This window comes from Xanthomonas sp. LF06-19, assembly GCF_034105425.1.
Classification (GTDB): domain Bacteria; phylum Pseudomonadota; class Gammaproteobacteria; order Xanthomonadales; family Xanthomonadaceae; genus Xanthomonas_A; species Xanthomonas_A sontii.
The window spans coordinates 1-17744 of record NZ_JAXGGH010000008.1 but is presented as its reverse complement, the minus strand read 5'-3'; the positions used below and the strand labels follow the sequence as shown (position 1 = coordinate 17744).

Below are 17744 nucleotides of genomic sequence, written 5' to 3'. Positions count from 1 at the left end.
TGCTGCGTGCTACGGTGCGGCGCTGTCCTTCCACGGATCCGAACATGTCCTCACTCGCACACGCCTGCCTGATCGCCGGCCTGCTCGCCGCCGGCACCGCCGCGGCCAAGGAAACCGCGATGCCCCAAGACCCCTACGCCTGGCTCGAAGACGTCACCGGCACCAAGGCGCTGGACTGGGTCAAGGCGCAGAACGCCAAGACCGAGGCGCGGCTGGCCGAGACCCCCGCCTTCAAGGCCCGCGAGGCCGGCATCCGCGAGGTGCTGGATTCCGACGCCAAGATCCCGGCCGTGCAGAAGATCGGCCCGTACTACTACAACCTGTGGAAGGACCGCGCCCACGAGCGCGGCCTGTGGCGCCGCACCACCCTGGACGAGTACCGCAAGCCCGAGCCGAAGTGGGAGACGGTGCTGGACCTGGACGCGCTGAACAAGGCCGAGGGCGAGAACTGGGTGTGGCATGGCGCCAACTGCCTGCGCCCGGAGTACCGCCGCTGCCTGATCGCGCTGTCGCGCGGCGGCGCCGACGCCGACGTCACCCGCGAGTTCGACCTGAGCACCAAGCAGTGGATCAAGGACGGCTTCTTCCGTCCCGAGGCCAAGGGCGGGCTGAGCTGGATCGATGCCGACACCGTCTACCTGTACACCGACTTCGGCCCCGGCTCGCTGACCAGCTCCGGCTACCCGCGCATCGTCAAGCAGTGGAAGCGCGGCACCCCGATGACCAGCGCCACCCTGGTCTACGAGGGCAAGCCGGACGACATGTACATCGCCGCGATGCACGACGATACGCCCGGCTACGAGCGCGATTTCGTCAGCCGCACGCTGGCGTTCTACAACGACGAGATGTACCTGCGCGGCGCCGACGGCCGCCTGACCAAGATCGACGTGCCCAACTCGGCCAACAAGGGCGTGCACCGCCAGTGGCTGACCCTGGAACTGCGCGATCCGTGGACGGTGGGCGGCACGACCTACCCGGCCGGTGCGCTGCTGGTGACCAGGTTCGACGACTTCATGGCCGGCAAGCGCGACTTCCAGGTGCTGTTCACGCCCACCGAGACCGCGTCGCTGGCGTCCTTCGCCTGGACCAAGTCGCGGCTGGTGCTGAACGTGCTCGACGACGTCAAGAGCCGCCTGTGGGTGCTGACCCCGGGCGAGGGCGAATGGGCGCGTGCAGCGTTCCCGGTCGGCGACCTGGCCTTCGGCAGCACCAGCGTCGATGCGGTCGATGCCGACGAGAACGACCAGGTGTGGCTGACTTCCACCGACTTCCTGACCCCGACCACGCTGATGCTGGCCGACGTGCAGCGCGGGCCGAAGAGCATCGAGACGCTGAAGGCGATGCCGAGCTTCTTCGACGCGTCCAAGGACGAGATCGAGCAGCACTTCGCGGTGTCCAAGGACGGCACCAAGGTGCCGTACTTCCTGGTCCGGCCCAAGCAGCTCAAGGCCGACGGCAGCGCGCCGACCCTGCTGTACGCCTACGGTGGCTTCGAGATCTCGATGACCCCGTTCTACTCCGGCAGCCTGGGCCGCGCCTGGCTCGACCAGGGCGGCGTGTACGCGTTGGCCAACATCCGCGGCGGCGGCGAGTACGGTCCGCGCTGGCACCAGGCGGCGCTGAAGCAGAACCGGCACAAGGCCTACGAGGACATGGCGGCAGTGGCGCAGGACCTGGTCGCGCGCAAGATCACCTCGGCCAAGCACCTGGGCGTGCAGGGCGGCAGCAACGGCGGGCTGATGGCCGGCAACATGCTGATGCAGTACCCGCAGCTGTTCGGCGCGGTGGTGGTGCAGGTGCCGCTGCTGGACATGAAGCGCTACAGCCACCTGCTGGCCGGCGCCTCGTGGATGGCCGAGTACGGCAACCCGGACACCGACGACTGGAAGTTCATCCAGACCTTCTCGCCGTACCACCTGTTCGACCCGAAGAAGACCTATCCGCCGGTGATCTTCCTGACCTCGACCCGCGACGACCGCGTGCATCCGGGCCATGCGCGGAAGATGGCGGCGAAGATGATCGACGCCGGCAAAGACGTGACCTACTACGAGAACATCGAAGGCGGTCATGGCGGCGCGGCCAACAATGCGCAAGCTGCGCACATGCAGGCGCTGGCGTACAGCTTCCTGTGGGAGCGGCTGTCCAAGTGAGTGGTGTGGTCCGCGTCCCGGCTGGGGCGCGGACCATCTCCTGGCCTGGCGCGCCATCCAATGAGCGGTCGAGCCTGCGCGCAATGCGTCGCGTTGCGTCGCGATCGCGCCGGCATTGTCCGCGTTCTCAAGGTGATCTCAGGTCGTCGCCGCAGCGGGTGCTCAGGCCCCGTCGGCCAACGACTTGACCAGGGTCAGCGAACGGACTTCATAACCCAGTTCTTCGTAAACGTGCAGTGCGTGGGTGTTGAAGGCCCAGACATTCAGGCGCATTTCGACACCGCCGCGCAGCGCCACCCACTCGTGCGCACGCTGCATCAGCGCCGGGCCGATCCCCTGGCCGCGATGGCGTTGGGTGATGCCCACGCTGCCCACCCGGCCGAAGCGCATGGGCTGCAGCAGTGAGTGCGATTCCGACACCATGCCGACCGTGACGAAACCGACGAGGACGCCCTGCGCTTCGGCGACGATGGTGGTGGCATTGTCCTGGCCGATGCTGCGCTTCCAGTGCGCCACGTCGCGGTCCGCCTCGCCCGGGCCGGCGAAGATGTGGGGAAACGCGTCATGGTGGACAGCGTTCACTTCCTCGCCGAGCGCGCAGATGGCAGCCAGATCGGATTCGATGGCTTCGCGATAGATGAGCAAGGCTGGCTTCACTCGCGTCTCCCCCGCCGCTGGTCGCCTCAGCGCGCCCAGCGCTCCAGCCCGCGCGCGATCCGCGCTACCGCCTCCTGCAGCCGCGGCAGGCTCTGGGTATAGGCGATGCGCACGTGCTGGCGTGCGCGATGGCGGCCGAAATCCACGCCCGGAGTGAACGCGACGTGCTCGGTTTCCAGGAAGTGCGCGCAGAAGGCCTGCGCGTCGTCGGTGAAATCCGACACGTCGGCGTACAGGTAGAACGCGCCTTCCGGTTCGACGTCGATGCGGAAGCCGAGCGCGCGCAGCGCCGGCAGCAGGTAGTCGCGGCGCTGCGCGAATTCGGCGCGGCGCGCTTCCAGGATCTGCAGCGTTTCCGGCAGGAAGCAGGCCAGCGCCGCGTGCTGGGCGATGCTGGGCGCGCTGATGTACAGGTTCTGCGCCAGCTTCTCCAGCGACGGCACTGCCGCGCGCGGCGCCACCAGCCAGCCCAGGCGCCAGCCGGTCATGCCGAAGTACTTGGAGAAACTGTTGAGCACGTAGGCGTCGTCGTCGACTTCCAGCACGCTGGGCGCGTCGATGCCGTAGCTCAGGCCGTGGTAGATCTCGTCCACCACCAGGTGCCCGCCGCGGGCGTGCAGCGTCTGCGACAGCGCCGCCAGTTCGGTGCGCGACAGCACGGTGCCGGTGGGGTTGGCCGGCGAGGCCACCAGCGCGCCGACGCTGTCCGCGTTCCAGTGCCGCTGCAGCAGCTCCGGGGTCAACTGGTAGCGGCTGTCCGGGCCGACCGGCACCAACTGCGCGGCGCCTTCGACCAGGCGCAGGAAATGGCGATTGCACGGGTAGCCGGGGTCGGCCATCAGCCAGTGGCGGCCGGGATCGACCAGCAGCGCGCTGGCCAGCAGCAGCGCGCCGGAGCCGCCGGGGGTGATCAGGATGCGCGCCGGGTCCAGGTCGACGTCGTGGCGCTGCCGGTAGAAGTCCGCCAGCGCCTGGCGCAGGGCGGGCAGGCCGCGCGCGGCGGTGTAGCGGGTATGGCCGGCAGCCAGCGCGGCCTGGCCGGCGGCGACGATCGGCGCGGCGGTGGTGAAGTCCGGCTCGCCGATTTCCAGGTGGATCACGTCGTGGCCGGCCTGTTCCAGTTCGTTGGCGCGGGCCAGCAAGGCCATGACGTGGAAGGGTTCGATCTCGCGGCTGCGCCGGCTGTAGCCGGGGGCGGCGGGCGAGGCGCTGAGGGTGTCGCCAGGATGGGAAGCCATGCGGCCGATGATAGAGGAGCGTGTTCCCGAGCGTGTTAGCCGCGTCCAGTCGGCGAGGTCCGGCAGATTGCGCGGTGGCTGTGGCGGCGTGACCCGAGATGGGCGCTGGGCCTGGGCGAATCGGGCGTGGGTCGGGGCCGTGCACCCCCGTGCATCTGGCGTTGCTTTCCTGGTGATCGGTCGTGTGCGGTGCGATGCGGCGCCATTCGGCTTCGCTGGCCACGGCTGCCCGCCGCGATGCCATCGCGGCACCACGGCTCGCCGATTGCCCTGCGTCGCAGGCTGCACTGCCTCGGCACGCTTGCCACGGCGCAGCGTTGCAGGGAGACTCGGCCGGCACTGCGCGGCGCCCGCCCGCTGCCGCCGCCCGGCCAAGGCGGCGCGTCCCGTTGCGTTACCGCCGCCGGAGCCCCATTAAATGCCTCACCGCCCCTTGCTAGCGAGCCTCGTCCTGCTCATGACCGCCTCCTTCGCTTCCTCCGCCTCCGCCGCCGCGGCGACCCCGCCGCATCCGGCCAAGCAGCCGCACGCGGTCAAGGCGCCGTTCGGCGCCGTTCGCCAGGACGCCTACTACTGGCTGCGCGACGACGCGCGCAAGAACCCGCAGATGCTGGCCTATCTCAACGCCGAGAACGCCTACGCCGATCAGGTGCTGAAGCCGCTGCAGCCGCTGGAAGACCGGCTGTACGAGGAGATCGTCGGCCGCATCAAGCAGGACGACAGCAGCGTGCCGTACCGCGAGCGCGGCTACTGGTATTACACCCGCTACGAGAGCGGCAAGGACTACCCGATCCAGGCGCGCCGCAAGGGCAGCATGGAGGCACCGGAGGAGATCCTGCTCGATGTCAACGCCATGGCCGCCGGCAAGGGCTATTTCAGCGTCGGCGACGCGGCGGTCAGTCAGGACAATCGCATCCTGGCCTGGACCGAGGACGACGTCGGCCGCCGCCAGTACGTGGTGCGCTTCAAGAACCTGGACACTGGCGAGGTCTATGCCGACCGTATCCCCGGCGTGTCGCCGGACGTGGTCTGGGCCGACGACAACAAGACCCTGTTCTACGTCGAGAACGACCCGGAGACGCTGCTGACGGTGCGGGTCAAGAAGCACGTGCTCGGCACGCCCGCCGCGCAGGACGCGCTGGTGTACGAGGAGAAGGACGACAGCTTCTACATGGGCGTGGGCCGCACCCGCGACGACAAGTACATCGTCATCGGCGTCGAAAGCACCGTGTCCTCCGAGCAGCGCTATGCGCCGGCCGCCGATCCGCAGCGTTTCACCGTGCTGGCGCCGCGCGAGCGCGATGTCGAGTACCACGCCGATCATTTCGACGGCCGCTGGGTGATCCGCACCAACTGGAAGGCCAAGAACTACGCGCTGATGACCGCGCCCGATGGTGCTACCTCGCGCGACCAGTGGCAGAGCTGGCTGCCCTACGACGAAAAGGTGTTCATCGACGGCTTCGAACTGTTCGACGGCTTCACCGCCATCGCCGAGCGCTCCGACGGCCTGGAGCGGATCCGCCTGCACTTCGCCGACGGCAAGGAGGAATACGTCAAGGCCGACGAGCCGGCGTACTCGATGGGCCTGTCGATCAATGCCGAACCGGAGACGCCGTGGCTGCGCTACAGCTACACCTCGCTGACCACCCCGGCCACCACCTACGAACTCAACACCCGCACCGGCGAGCGCAAGCTGCTCAAGCAGCAGCCGGTGATCGGCTACGACGCCAGCAAGTACCAGACCGAGCGCGTCTGGGTGACCGCGCGCGACGGGGTCAAGGTGCCGGTGTCGCTGGTCTACAAGAAGGGCTTCAAGAAGGACGGCAGCGCCGCGCTGTACCAGTACGCCTACGGCAGCTACGGCATGTCCACCGATCCGGCGTTCAACCTGCCGGTGGTGAGCCTGCTCGACCGTGGCGTGGTCTACGCCATCGCGCACATCCGCGGCGGCCAGGAAATGGGCCGCGACTGGTACGACCAGGGCAAGCTGCTGCACAAGAAGAACACCTTCAACGACTTCATCGACGTCACCCGCGGCCTGGTGCAGCAGGGTTACGCCGCCCCGGATCGCGTCGCCGCGGCCGGCGGCAGCGCCGGAGGCCTGCTGATGGGCGCGGTGGCCAACATGGCGCCCAAGGACTACCGCGTGCTGGTGGCGCAGGTGCCGTTCGTGGACGTGGTCACCACCATGCTCGACCCGAGCATCCCGCTGACCACCAACGAGTACGACGAGTGGGGCAATCCGGAGCAGAAGGCGTACTACGACTACATGCTCAGCTACTCTCCCTACGACAACGTCAGCCGCCAGGCCTACCCGGCGATGTACGTCGGCACCGGCCTGTGGGACTCGCAGGTGCAGTACTGGGAACCGGCCAAGTGGGTGGCCAAGCTGCGCGAGAACGACACCGGCAGCCAGCCGATCGTGTTCCGCGTCAACATGGAAGCCGGCCACGGCGGCAAGTCCGGCCGCTTCCGTCGCTACCGCGAAATGGCCGAGTCCTATGCCTTCATGCTGGACCAGCTGGGCGTGGAGCAACCGTCCAAGTGAGGGCCGCACGCATCGGCCGGCCTGCGGGCTGGCCGATGCCCAGGTGGGGCGGCTGGCGTGAGGCCGGCCCATCCCGATGTTTGGTTGGATGGCGGATGGCCTGTGGCTTCACACGTCGCGGCTGAAGCCGCTCCCACGGTGGGCGGAATCACCGCGCGAGAGCCGGCAGTCGCGCTGGCGGCGTGGTCGCTCCTGTGGGAGGGACTTCAGTCCCGACTGCAATCAGATCAGACGCACCAGTGGCTTCGCGCGTCGCGGCTGAAGCCGCTCCCACAGTGAGCATGGCGGCCGAGTCGGACCTGAAGGGTCGATGGGCTGATGCGCCATGCCATGCAGCAGCGCTGACGGCATTGGTAATGCCTTGTGGGAGGGACTTCAGTCCCGACTGCAAAGAGTCGGACGCACCGCTGGCTTCTTCCATCGCGGCCGGAGCGGCTCCCACAGCCGCTGCCGCACGGCTACCTCGGTTGCGTCGGCGGGTGGTCGCCACCTGCCCGCGCCAGCGCAGGCTTATCATGCCGCCATGCGCACGCACTCCCGTTTCCGCTGGGCCTGGTGGCTGCTGGCCTATGCCAGCCTGGCGACCGGCATCGTCGGCATCTTCGTGCCGGGCTTGCCGACCACGGTGTTCGTGCTGATCGCCGCTTACGCCGCCGCGCGCGGTTCGCCGCGGCTGCGCCGGCGTCTGCTGCGCGATCCGCGTTTCGGCCGCAGCATCCGCGACTGGGAACGGCATGGCGCGGTCAGCCGCCGCGGCAAGTGGATGGCGACGCTGACCATGGCCGCGTGCGCGCTGGTGCTGCTGCTGTTCGTGCACCGGCTGTGGGTGCAGGTGCTGGCGATCGGCTGCATGAGCGCGGTGGCGCTATGGCTGTGGTGGCGGCCGGAACCGCCGCAGGCGTGAGCGCGCCGCGTCACGCGACCGCGGCACAGCCGGTTCATGCCGGTGTGGCTATACTCGGCGCATGAGCACATCGTCCTCTTCTCCGATCCGTCTCGTTCTCTCCGCCGCTGCGTTGCTGGCCCTGGCCGGTTGCGGCAACAAGGGTCCGCTGGTGATGCCGCAGAAGCCGGTGCCGGTGGAAGCCGCGCCCGCCACGCCCGCGCCGGATGCGACGCCGCCGGCGACCACCGATCCCGCCGGGCAGGCGCAGCCGGTGGACGGGCAGCGCCCGCCGGCCAACGACACCACCATGCCCACCAATGGGAATGAGTGAGGCCCGCCACGACGCGCGCCTGCGTTTCAGCAAGATGCAGGGCGCGGGCAACGATTTCGTGGTGCTCGACCTGCGCGACGGCACCCCGCCGCCAGACGCCGCACTGGCGGTGCGCCTGGCCGACCGCCACTTCGGCGTCGGCTGCGATCAGATCCTGACCATCGAACCGCCGCGCGACGCCGCGGCGGTCGCCAGCTACCGCATCTGGAACACCGACGGCAGCGCCGCCGGGCAATGCGGCAACGGCGCGCGCTGCGTCGCGGCCTGGCTGGTGCGCGACGGCATTGCGCCGGCCGCGGACGATTTCGTCATCGAAAGCCCCGCCGGCAGTCACCACATCACCCGCAGCGCCAGCGGCGAATTCGCCGTGGCGATGGGCGTGCCGCGCTTCGCGCCGGAGGACGTGCCGCTGGTCGGCTTCCCGCGTGCGCGCGACGAATACGTGCTGCCGCTGCAGGGCGGCAGCGTGCGCTTCGGCGCGGTGTCGATGGGCAACCCGCACGCGGTGCTGGAAGTGGGTCTGGTCGATGCGGCACCGGTGGAACGCCTGGGTCCGTTGCTGCAGCAGCACGCCTCGTTCCCGGATTCGGTCAACGTCGGCTTCGTGCAGGTGATCGACCGCGGCCACCTGCGCCTGCGCGTGTACGAGCGCGGCGTCGGCGAGACCCTGGCCTGCGGCAGCGGCGCCTGCGCGGCGGCCGCGGTGATGATGCAGCGCGGCCGGGTGGAGCGCGACGTGCGCGTCAGCCTGCCGGGCGGCGAACTGCGCGTGCAATGGCCGGAAGACACCGCATCGGTGGTGATGTCCGGGCCGGCGACGTTCGTCTTCGATGGAGAATGGATCCGATGAGCGACAGCCAGGACAAGATCGGTGCGCACGAGGTGGCGGCGTGGCTGCGGCGCCATCCCGGCTTCCTCAAACAGTTTCCCGATCTGGCGCTGACCCTGGTGGTACCGCGCGACGACGGTCCCACCGCGTCGCTGGCCAGCTACCAGCTGGAAGTGCTGCGCGACAAGAACCGCGAACTGTCGCGGCGGCTGGCCGACCTGGCCGCCAACGCGCAGGTCAACGAGCGGCTGGCGGTGCGCACCCATCAGTTGACCCTGGCGCTGATGCGCCAGCGCAGCGCCGCCGACAGCGTGCGCGCGATGGCCGCGTCGCTGCAGGAGGATTTCCAGGGCGACCTGGTCAGCATCGTGCTGCTGCAGCCCTTGCCCGGCCTGGAACAGGCGCCGTGGCTGCAGGTGCTGGCGGTCGACGATCCGCGGCTGGCGCCGTTCCGCGATTGCCTGAAGGACGGCGAGCCGATCTGCGGCCGCCTGCAACCGGAAAAGCAGGCGCTGCTGTACGGCGAGCGCGTGGACGAAGTGCAATCCACCGCGCTGCTGCCGCTGCCCGGCCTGGGCCTGATCGCGGTCGGCAGCCGCGACCCGAACCGGTTCTATCCCGGCATGGGCACCTTGTTCCTGCGCATGATGGGCGAGGCGCTGGCGGTGGCGTTGCAGCGATGAGTGGGGCCGGGACTCGGGATCCGGGACCCGGGACCCGGGACAGCGCCGGAACCGGCGCTGCCGATCATCAGGCCGGGCAGGGCACTGCTGGCATCGCGAGCGAGGCCGCGTCTCCCGGGTCCCGGGTCCCGGGTCCCGCGTCCCGGTTCCTCGCCTACCTGCAGGTCGAGCGGCGCATGTCCGCGCATACCCTGGACGCGTACCGCCGCGACCTGGCGGCGCTGGAGGCGTGGGCGGCCGCCAACCTGCTTGGCGAACCGGCCGCGCTGGATGCCGCGCAACTGCGCAACTTCATCGCCGCCGAGCACCGCCGCGGGCTGTCGCCCAAGAGCCTGCAGCGGCGGTTGTCGGCGTGCCGCAGCTTCTATGCGTGGCTGCTCAAGCACGGCTATATCGCCACCAGCCCGGCCGCGTCACTGCGCGCGCCGAAGGCACCGCGCAAGCTGCCGCAGGTGCTCGACGCCGACGAGGCGGTGCGCCTGGTCGAAGTGCCGACCGATGCGCCGCTGGGCCTGCGCGACCGCGCGCTGCTGGAGTTGTTCTATTCCTCCGGCCTGCGCCTGAGCGAACTGTGCGCGCTGCGCTGGCGCGATCTGGATTTCGTCGCCGGCATGGTCAGCGTGCTGGGCAAGGGCAACAAGCAGCGGCTGGTGCCGGTCGGCTCGCACGCGCGCGCCGCGTTGCTGGCGTGGCGCGAGGAAAGCCGGGGCGAGGCCGCCGCGCCGGTGTTCCCGGGCCGCGGCGGGGCGCCGATCGGTGCGCGCGCGGTACAGATCCGGATCAAGCAACTGGCCGGGCGCCAGGGCCTGTTCAAGCACGTGCATCCGCACATGCTGCGGCACAGTTTCGCCAGCCACATCCTGGAATCCTCCGGCGACCTGCGCGGCGTGCAGGAACTGCTCGGCCATGCCGACATCGCCACCACGCAGATCTACACGCATCTGGACTTCCAGCACCTGGCCAAGGTCTACGACGCATCGCACCCGCGGGCCAAGCGCAAGTCCTGAGCGCCGCATCGCGCCCGCGCTTGTTCTGGATCAAGGCGAGTCGGCAAAGGCGGGAGGACACTGTTCTCCCACGTTGCGAGGGCTCACCGATGGCCAAACCCTTTCCGCTGGCGCCGCGCCGCCCCGAACGGCTGTGTTGGGGCTGCGACCGCGATTGCGCGGCACACGACCTGTCCTGCTTCAACGGCGCCGGGCGCACCCTGCATCCGATCGAAACCCATGGAGAGGACTGGTACGTCGCGTGGGGTATCGCTGCCGATCCGGCACGGCCGGCGCATGCCCGGCTCGGCGACGCTTGAACCGCGCGCCGCCAGCCCCCACACCTGAGTCATCGCTCCGGAGGCCGCATGGATCCCAGTCAGAACCCCAATGTTTTCCACGCCACCACGATCCTGTCGGTGCGCCGCGATGGTCGCGTCGCCGTGGCCGGCGATGGCCAGGTGACCCTGGGCCACACCGTGATGAAGGGCAATGCGCGCAAGGTGCGCCGGCTCGGCCGCGAGGGCCAGGTGCTGGCCGGCTTCGCCGGCGCCGCCGCCGATGCATTCACCCTGTTCGAACTGTTCGAGGCCAAGCTGGAGAAGCACGGCCAGCTGACCCGCGCCGCGGTGGAACTGGCCAAGGATTGGCGCACCGAGCGCCGCCTCGGCAAGCTCGAGGCGCTGCTGGCGGTCGCCGACAAGGAAACCTCGCTGATCATCAGCGGCACCGGCGACGTGATCGAACCGGAGGACGGCATCATCGCCATCGGCTCCGGTGGTTCCTACGCCTTGTCGGCGGCGCGCGCGCTGCTTGGCCACACCACGCTGGACGCGCGCACCATCGCCGTCGAAGCGCTGAACATCGCCGGCGACATCTGCATCTACACCAATCGCAACGTGGTGGTGGAAGAGCTGTGAATCGGGAATGGGGACTGGGGAATCGCAACAGCGGTTCCCGTCTCCGTCACCGATGACGCCTGCTTTCCCATTCCCGATTCTCCATTCCCGATTCCCTCTTCGATTTCCCGACCATGACCGATACCCATAGCACCATGACCCCGCGCGAGATCGTGCAGGAGCTGGACCGCCACATCGTCGGCCAGCACGAGGCCAAGCGCGCGGTGGCGATCGCGCTGCGCAACCGCTGGCGGCGCATGCAGTTGCCCGATGCGCTGCGCAACGAAGTGATGCCGAAGAACATCCTGATGATCGGCCCCACCGGCGTCGGCAAGACCGAGATCGCGCGGCGCCTGGCGACGCTGGCCAATGCGCCGTTCGTCAAGGTCGAGGCGACCCGCTTCACCGAGGTCGGCTACGTCGGCAAGGATGTGGAGCAGATCGTGCGCGACCTGGCCGACACCGCGGTCAAGCTGTACCGCGAGCAGGCCAAGACCCGCGTGCGCACGCAGGCCGAGGAGCGCGCCGAAGACCGCATCCTCGATGCGCTGCTGCCGCGGCGCAGCGCCGGCATCGGCTTCGATCCGGAAGCCGCACGCAACGAGCCCTCGGCGCAGGACAGCGACACCCGCAGCAAGTTCCGGCGCATGCTGCGTGCCGGCGAACTGGACGAGCGCGAGATCGAACTGGATGTCGCGGTCAACGTCAGCATGGACATCATGACCCCGCCGGGCATGGAGGAAATGGGCCAGCAGTTGCGGCAGATGTTCTCCAACCTCGGTGGCGGCAAGTCGCAGTCGCGCAAGCTGACCATCAAGGCCGCGCGGCCGCTGCTGATCGAGGAAGAGGCGGGCAAGCTGGTCAACGAGGACGATGTGCGCGCCGCGGCGATCGAGGCCTGCGAACAGCACGGCATCGTGTTCATCGACGAGATCGACAAGGTGGCCAAGCGCAGCGAGGCCGGCGCCACCGGCGGCGACGTCTCGCGCGAAGGCGTGCAGCGCGATCTGCTGCCGCTGGTGGAAGGTTCCAACGTCAGCACCAAGTACGGCACGGTCAAGACCGACCACATCCTGTTCATCGCCTCCGGCGCGTTCCACCTCGCCAAGCCCAGCGACCTGATCCCGGAGCTGCAGGGCCGCTTCCCGATCCGCGTGGAACTGTCGGCGCTGTCGAAGGACGACTTCATCCGCATCCTCACCGAGCCGAAGGCGGCGCTGACCAAGCAGTACGAAGCGCTGTTGCTGACCGAGGGCGTGAGCCTGCGCTTCACCGACGAGGCCATCGCGCGCCTGGCGGAGATCGCGTTCCTGGTCAACGAGCGCCAGGAGAACATCGGCGCGCGGCGCCTGCACACCGTGCTCGAGCGCCTGCTCGACACGCTGAGCTACGAAGCCCCGGACCGCGACGGGCAGAGCGTCACCGTGGACGCGGCCTATGTCGATGCGCACCTGGGCGAACTGGTGCAGGACCCGGATCTGAGCCGGTACATCCTGTAATTCCGGGTCGACGCACGCCCGCGATGCGTTCCCCTTTGTGGAAGTCAACTGTCATGCAACCACGACGAACTGCGTAGGCGGACGATCTGGCCTCGGAAGCCGTCGTGCCTGATCCCACAAAAGGGGACGAAGGTCCCTCCCACATTGCGCCCGGACAGCGATCACCACGAGTCCCTGTGGGAGTCGCGGTCGCTTGGCTCTTGCCCTTGCCCTTGCTTTTGACTTACTGGGTTCCCTTTCGAAGCGGCGGCCATCGCGGGGAAAACCCGAAGGGCGGCGCACAGGGATGTGCGCCGTCCGCGGCAGGGGCAGGATGCCCCTTCCGCGGATCCCCGTGATGGACGCGGACCCGGAGCGCGTTAGCGCGGAGGGCGCGAGGCAGGGCGCGCTTTCTTTTGGTTACCTTTTCTTTGCGCGAGCAAAGAAAAGTAACTCGCCCGTCAGGGCGAAAGTCTTTGCTTTCGCTTGAGATTTGCGTGTCGGACGAAAAGAAGAACCGTAGACATGACGCCATCAGGGCTCCATGTCCAAATACAAGGAGCGACTTCCGTCGTGACGGGACTTGCCGGTAAGGCCTCGTCGCGACTGGGATCCCACAAAAGGGGACGAGAATCGCTCCGACAGGAGAGCGTGCCGCAGGCCGGGGTATGTTTCCCGCAGCGCCAAGACGGCGTGGGCGATCCCGGCCACCCCCGCCGCGTTCAATACAGTGGCGTGCCCGCCTTGTACGCAGCCACGAACGACTGCCAGTCCAGTTGCACCTGCGCGGCGTAGTCGAACGCGAACTGGCGCAGTTCCGATTTCAGCCCGCTCTTGCTGCTGGCCGCCTGGTCGATCTGCTTGTCGATGCTGTAGGGCACCACGTTCGGGTCGTAGTCCTGGTCGGCCAGCGCATGCGCCGAGGCCAGGGCCTGACCCAGGTAGGTGGCGGCGGTGGCGAGCTTGCCGGCGCTGTCCAGCGCGGTCGGGTCCAGGTCCTGCTGGAACGGGGATTTCTCGTGCACGTAGAACGGGGTGCCGTCGACGCTGGCGTAGCCGACCAGCACGTCGGCGTCGATGGTCTGCGCCTTGGCGGTACGCGCCACCCGCGCGCCCTCGTTGTTGTCGTAGGTGGAGGCCGGCATCTGCGACGGCGCGGCCACGGCGACCACGCTGGCCGCTTCCTGCTTCCACTCCAGGATCACGTCGTCGCTGGTCGACGCGCTCGGGCCTTCGATCAGCACGTACAGACGCAGGCGGCCGAGGCTGCCGGTGCCCGAGCCCAGCTTCTGGCGCACGTCCTTGATGCTGTAGTAGCTGGCGGCATAGCGCTTGGACGCGGCGATCGAGCCGATGTAGCCGTTCATCGCCGCGGCCACCGCCGAGGCGGTGCCGGCGTCCACCGCGACCAGGTTGTCCAGGTTCTGGAACTGGCGCTTGCCGCCGTTGACCACCGTGTACTTGGACAGCAGGCTGCTGCGGCTCTTGCCGTCGGCGCTGTCGATGATCTTGGCCACCGCGCCGCTGGTGTTGCGCTTGCTCAGCTGGAAGCTTTCTTCGGCGTCGCTGCCGCGGAAATCGGCGATCTTGTCCAGGTAGGCGCCGACCATGGTGTCGATGGCGTCGCCGATGTCGCTGTCGGACAGGCCGTTGTCGCGCCCGGCCAGGACCATGCTCGCGGCCAGCCGGCGCAGGTCCCACACGTACTGGCCGAGGTGGCCTTCGTCGAAGTCGGCGACTTTGAACACCGCCTTGCCGCTGCTGTCGCGCGCCGCATCGAAGTTGCCGAGGTGGGTGTCGCCGCCGAGCCAGGTGTAGCCGGTCTGCGGCGAGGTCCACAGCGAGCCCGGCAGGGTTTTCATGTCCTGGTAGAAAATGTGGTCGGTGCCGCGGTAGAAGGCGTAGGCGCCGGTGGCCATGGTCGCCATCTTGGTATCCAACTCGGCGCGCTGCGCGGCGTAGGGATGGTTGTAGTCATGGATCTGCTGCACCACCCAGGCGTCGCGCTTGCTCGCCGCAGTCGCGCATCCGGCGCAGGCGGCGAGGGTCAGGCCGATCAGCAGCAACTGCGGCAGGCGGGTGGACATCGCAGGTCTCCAGGCGCGGACGAGGGAACCGGCAGTCGACCACGCCTGCATTGCACGCGGATGAACCTAGAAGTAGCGCAGCCAGCCCAGGTCGCGGCGCCGCGCCTTCAGCCGCGCGAACGCGGCGGTGGGCCAGTACAGGGCCAGACCCAGCAAGGCGGCGATCGCCCACAGCGCGGCCACGCTGTCCACGCCGAACAGGTCGCCCTGGTTGGTGCCCCACAGCGCCAGCGCGGCCAGGTAGGCGAGCTTCAGCACGTACAGGTGCAGCAGGTAGAAGAACATCGGCGCCGCGCCGATCGTCGCCAGCGGCGCCAGGGTACGGGCCACGGCGGGGTGCTCGTACAGGCGCAGCAACAGCAGGCCCACGCCCAGGGTCAGCAGCAGGAACTGCAGCGACGGCGGGTACTTGGTGACGTTGAAGAAGCTCATTGCGGTATGCGCGAGGTCGTCCTGCGCCTGCCAGGGCGCATCGCCGTAGCCGTTGTGCCAACGCAGCAGGTGGAAGCCGGCCAGCGCGCCCAGCCCCCAGGCCAGCAGGCGCTGCTGGCGCTGCGCTGGCTCGGCGGCGGCGCCGTACCAGGGGCCGGCGGCGTAGCCGAGCGCGATCACCCCGATCCACGGCAGCACCGGGTAGGAGGTGCGCAGGCGCAGCTCGCCCAACTCCAGCCAGCGCCGGTCGTGCAGCACCGCCCAGGCGGTCGCAAGCGGACCGTCGCCCTGCACCTGCACGTCGTCCAGCAGGTGGTGGCCGGCGACCAGCGCCGCGCCGAGCAGGGCCAGCGCCGGCCGCGGCAGCCACAGCAGTGCGGCCAGGGCGAGCATGCTCAGGCCGATCGCCCAGATCACCTGCAGGTACAGCGCCTGCGGCGGGAAGGCGCCGCTCCAGGCCAGGTTGACCAGGGTCAGCTCCAGCACGATCAGGAACAGGCCGCGCTTGAGCAGGAAGCGGGCGGTGGCCGCGCGCCCGTCGGCCTGCCGGGACGCATACAGCCAGGCCGACAGGCCGGTGAGGAACACGAACACCGGCGCACACAGGTGGGCGAGGGTGCGCGCGACGAACAGCGCCGGCGCCGTGCCCTCCACCTCCATCGGGTCGCCGACCGGGTGGTGCAGGTAGAAGGTCTCGCGCACGTGGTCGAGCAGCATCAGCAGCATCACCGTGCCGCGCAGCAGGTCGATCGGGGCCAGTCGCGCGGCGGGCGTCGCGGGAACGGCGAGGGAGGCGGGCGAAACGAGGGCAACAGACGGCATGCGGTGTGATCGGTGTCGATTTTTTGAAACAATATAACACTCGACAAGCAGAGCCCTTACCGCCGCTGCTGGCGCGGGGATTCTCAGGCTTGGCCGCGCAAAGGGGGGGGGGTGCGGCGGCGGCGAGGGTCGGGCGGGGCAAGCCGGCGCGCCAGGTTGGCGTCGCTCGGCATGGCCTGGTGTCGGCCCGTGGGCGCGTCGGCGGGCGTCTGGCCTGGTGCGCCGAGCGCGGCGGGCCGCTCAGTCCTCGCCGATGTCCTCGTTCCACACGTCCGGGTGCGCGGCGATGAAGCCGCCGAGCAGGTCGATGCACTCCTGGCTGTGCAGGTCGATGACCTCCACGCCGCTCTCGCGCAGCCAGTCGATGCCGCCCTGGAAGGTCACCGATTCGCCGACCACCACCGTGCCGATGTTGAACTGCCGCACCAGGCCGCTGCAGTACCAGCAGGGCGCCAGGGTGGTGACCATGATGGCGTCCTTGTAACGGCGCTGGCGCCCGGCCTTGCGGAAGGCGTCGGTCTCGCCATGCACGGACGGGTCGCCTTCCTGCACGCGGCGGTTGTGGCCGCAGCCGAGCAGGCGGCCGTCGCGGTGGTACAGGGCGGCGCCGATCGGGATGCCGCCCTCGGCCAGGCCCTGGCGGGCTTCGGCGATGGCGGTGTCGAGCAGGGCGCGGTAGTCGGGGGTGGTCAGCATGGGATGGCCCGGGGAAAAGGGAGTCGGCCGGCAGTCTGGCGCAGGCAGCCGGCGGCTGTCATCCCGGGCGGCGCTTCACCGGCACGGAGCGTCCGGCAGTGCGATAATCCCGGCATGAGCGAATCCCCCTACAAATCCGGCACCACCCATTTCGGCTTCCGCGACGTCGCCGCCAAGGACAAGCAGAAGCTGGTCGGCGAGGTCTTCACCTCGGTCGCCGGCAACTACGACCTGATGAACGACCTGATGAGCATGGGCATCCATCGGGTCTGGAAGCGCTATTTCGTCGCCACCGCGCAGGTCAAGCCGGGCGACCGCGTGCTCGACCTGGCCGGCGGCACCGGCGACATCGCCGCGCTGCTGAAGGACCGGGTCGGTGCCGACGGCGAGATCGTGCTGGGCGACATCAACGCCGGCATGCTCTCGGTGGGCCGCGACCGCCTCACCAACCGCGGCCTGGTCGCGGGCCTGGACTACGTGCAGTGCAACGCCGAGGCGCTGCCGTTCCCCGACCAGAGCTTCGACCTGGTGACCATCGCCTTCGGCCTGCGCAACGTCACCGACAAGGACGCCGCGCTGCGCGAGATGTACCGCGTGCTCAAGGTCGGCGGCCAGGCGCGGGTGCTGGAGTTCTCCGAAGTCACCGCCGACTGGTTCAAGCCGCTGTACGACTTCCATTCGTTCAAGGTGCTGCCGCGCCTGGGCCAACTGTTCGCCAAGGACGCCGACAGCTACCAGTACCTGGCCGAAAGCATTCGCAAGCATCCGCCGCAGGACGCGCTGAAGGCGATGATGGAAGAGGCCGGCTTCGCCCGCAGCCACTACAAGAACCTGACCGGCGGCATCGTGGCGATCCACTCGGGCTATAGGATCTGAGAGGCCGGGAATTGGGAATCGGGATTGGGGAATCGCAAAAGCGGGCGATCGGTGGCTGACTGATCGCGGAGCTGTGTTGTCCTTGTGGAAGGGACTTCAGTCCCGACGCGCGGTCCGGCGGCGCCGGCGCAGCATCTGCCACAGAA

The 17744-nt window shown here is 69.0% G+C and carries 16 protein-coding genes; 11 read left to right on the top strand and 5 right to left on the bottom strand.

The window, feature by feature from the left end; all coding sequences use genetic code 11:
- Positions 1-44: 44 nt before the first annotated feature.
- On the top strand, positions 45-2150 hold the full coding sequence (locus SLW55_RS15840; protein ID WP_267121987.1) for a prolyl oligopeptidase family serine peptidase: 2106 nt from the start codon (positions 45-47) through the stop codon (positions 2148-2150).
- Positions 2151-2312: 162 nt separating this feature from the next.
- Here the strand turns inward: SLW55_RS15840 and SLW55_RS15835 are convergent, their stop codons facing one another.
- Both SLW55_RS15835 and SLW55_RS15830 read right to left on the bottom strand, forming a co-directional pair.
- Complete coding sequence (locus SLW55_RS15835; protein ID WP_226978440.1) at positions 2313-2795, bottom strand: GNAT family N-acetyltransferase; 483 nt, start codon at positions 2793-2795, stop codon at positions 2313-2315.
- Positions 2796-2833: 38 nt separating this feature from the next.
- Positions 2834-4045, bottom strand: coding sequence for a pyridoxal phosphate-dependent aminotransferase (locus tag SLW55_RS15830; RefSeq protein WP_320745380.1), 1212 nt, complete (start codon positions 4043-4045; stop codon positions 2834-2836).
- Between the two features lie 457 nt (positions 4046-4502).
- On the opposite strand from SLW55_RS15830, the gene SLW55_RS15825 reads away from it, so the two are divergent.
- From SLW55_RS15825 to hslU, 9 genes are all read left to right on the top strand, one after another.
- Positions 4503-6593: a S9 family peptidase gene (locus SLW55_RS15825; RefSeq protein WP_295963985.1), complete on the top strand. Its 2091-nt coding sequence runs from the start codon at positions 4503-4505 to the stop codon at positions 6591-6593.
- A gap of 523 nt (positions 6594-7116) precedes the next feature.
- Positions 7117-7497: a YbaN family protein gene (locus SLW55_RS15820; protein WP_267092840.1), complete on the top strand. Its 381-nt coding sequence runs from the start codon at positions 7117-7119 to the stop codon at positions 7495-7497.
- Between the two features lie 61 nt (positions 7498-7558).
- A complete protein-coding gene (locus SLW55_RS15815; protein WP_017914634.1) occupies positions 7559-7810 on the top strand; it encodes a lipoprotein in 252 nt (83 codons plus the stop codon).
- Positions 7803-8660 (top strand): diaminopimelate epimerase, encoded by an 858-nt coding sequence (dapF, locus tag SLW55_RS15810; RefSeq protein WP_295944906.1) that lies wholly within the window; start codon positions 7803-7805, stop codon positions 8658-8660. The genes SLW55_RS15815 and dapF overlap by 8 nt, the downstream gene beginning before the upstream one ends.
- Positions 8657-9322, top strand: a complete 666-nt coding sequence (locus tag SLW55_RS15805; RefSeq protein WP_267084157.1) for a DUF484 family protein — start codon at positions 8657-8659, stop codon at positions 9320-9322. The genes dapF and SLW55_RS15805 overlap by 4 nt, the downstream gene beginning before the upstream one ends.
- A 92-nt stretch (positions 9323-9414) precedes the next feature.
- Positions 9415-10329: a tyrosine recombinase XerC gene (gene xerC / locus SLW55_RS15800; protein WP_320745466.1), complete on the top strand. Its 915-nt coding sequence runs from the start codon at positions 9415-9417 to the stop codon at positions 10327-10329.
- A gap of 89 nt (positions 10330-10418) precedes the next feature.
- Positions 10419-10628, top strand: a complete 210-nt coding sequence (locus SLW55_RS15795; RefSeq protein WP_295963981.1) for a DUF3079 domain-containing protein — start codon at positions 10419-10421, stop codon at positions 10626-10628.
- Between the two features lie 48 nt (positions 10629-10676).
- Positions 10677-11228, top strand: a complete 552-nt coding sequence (gene hslV / locus SLW55_RS15790; RefSeq protein WP_010341232.1) for an ATP-dependent protease subunit HslV — start codon at positions 10677-10679, stop codon at positions 11226-11228.
- Between the two features lie 113 nt (positions 11229-11341).
- Positions 11342-12706: an ATP-dependent protease ATPase subunit HslU gene (gene hslU / locus SLW55_RS15785; RefSeq protein ID WP_152180727.1), complete on the top strand. Its 1365-nt coding sequence runs from the start codon at positions 11342-11344 to the stop codon at positions 12704-12706.
- Between the two features lie 701 nt (positions 12707-13407).
- On the opposite strand, the gene SLW55_RS15780 is transcribed toward hslU, so the two are convergent.
- The 3 genes from SLW55_RS15780 to SLW55_RS15770 all read right to left on the bottom strand — a co-directional run bounded on the left by SLW55_RS15780 (position 13408) and on the right by SLW55_RS15770 (position 16722).
- Positions 13408-14772 (bottom strand): DUF2252 family protein, encoded by a 1365-nt coding sequence (locus SLW55_RS15780; RefSeq protein ID WP_017910014.1) that lies wholly within the window; start codon positions 14770-14772, stop codon positions 13408-13410.
- A gap of 66 nt (positions 14773-14838) precedes the next feature.
- Positions 14839-16026, bottom strand: a complete 1188-nt coding sequence (locus tag SLW55_RS15775; RefSeq protein WP_320745379.1) for a heparan-alpha-glucosaminide N-acetyltransferase domain-containing protein — start codon at positions 16024-16026, stop codon at positions 14839-14841.
- A gap of 240 nt (positions 16027-16266) precedes the next feature.
- A complete protein-coding gene (locus tag SLW55_RS15770; RefSeq protein ID WP_320745378.1) occupies positions 16267-16722 on the bottom strand; it encodes a nucleoside deaminase in 456 nt (151 codons plus the stop codon).
- Positions 16723-16836: 114 nt separating this feature from the next.
- Here SLW55_RS15770 and ubiE point away from each other — a divergent pair, with 114 nt between their 5' ends.
- On the top strand, positions 16837-17598 hold the full coding sequence (ubiE, locus tag SLW55_RS15765; protein ID WP_017910016.1) for a bifunctional demethylmenaquinone methyltransferase/2-methoxy-6-polyprenyl-1,4-benzoquinol methylase UbiE: 762 nt from the start codon (positions 16837-16839) through the stop codon (positions 17596-17598).
- Positions 17599-17744 lie beyond the last annotated feature (146 nt).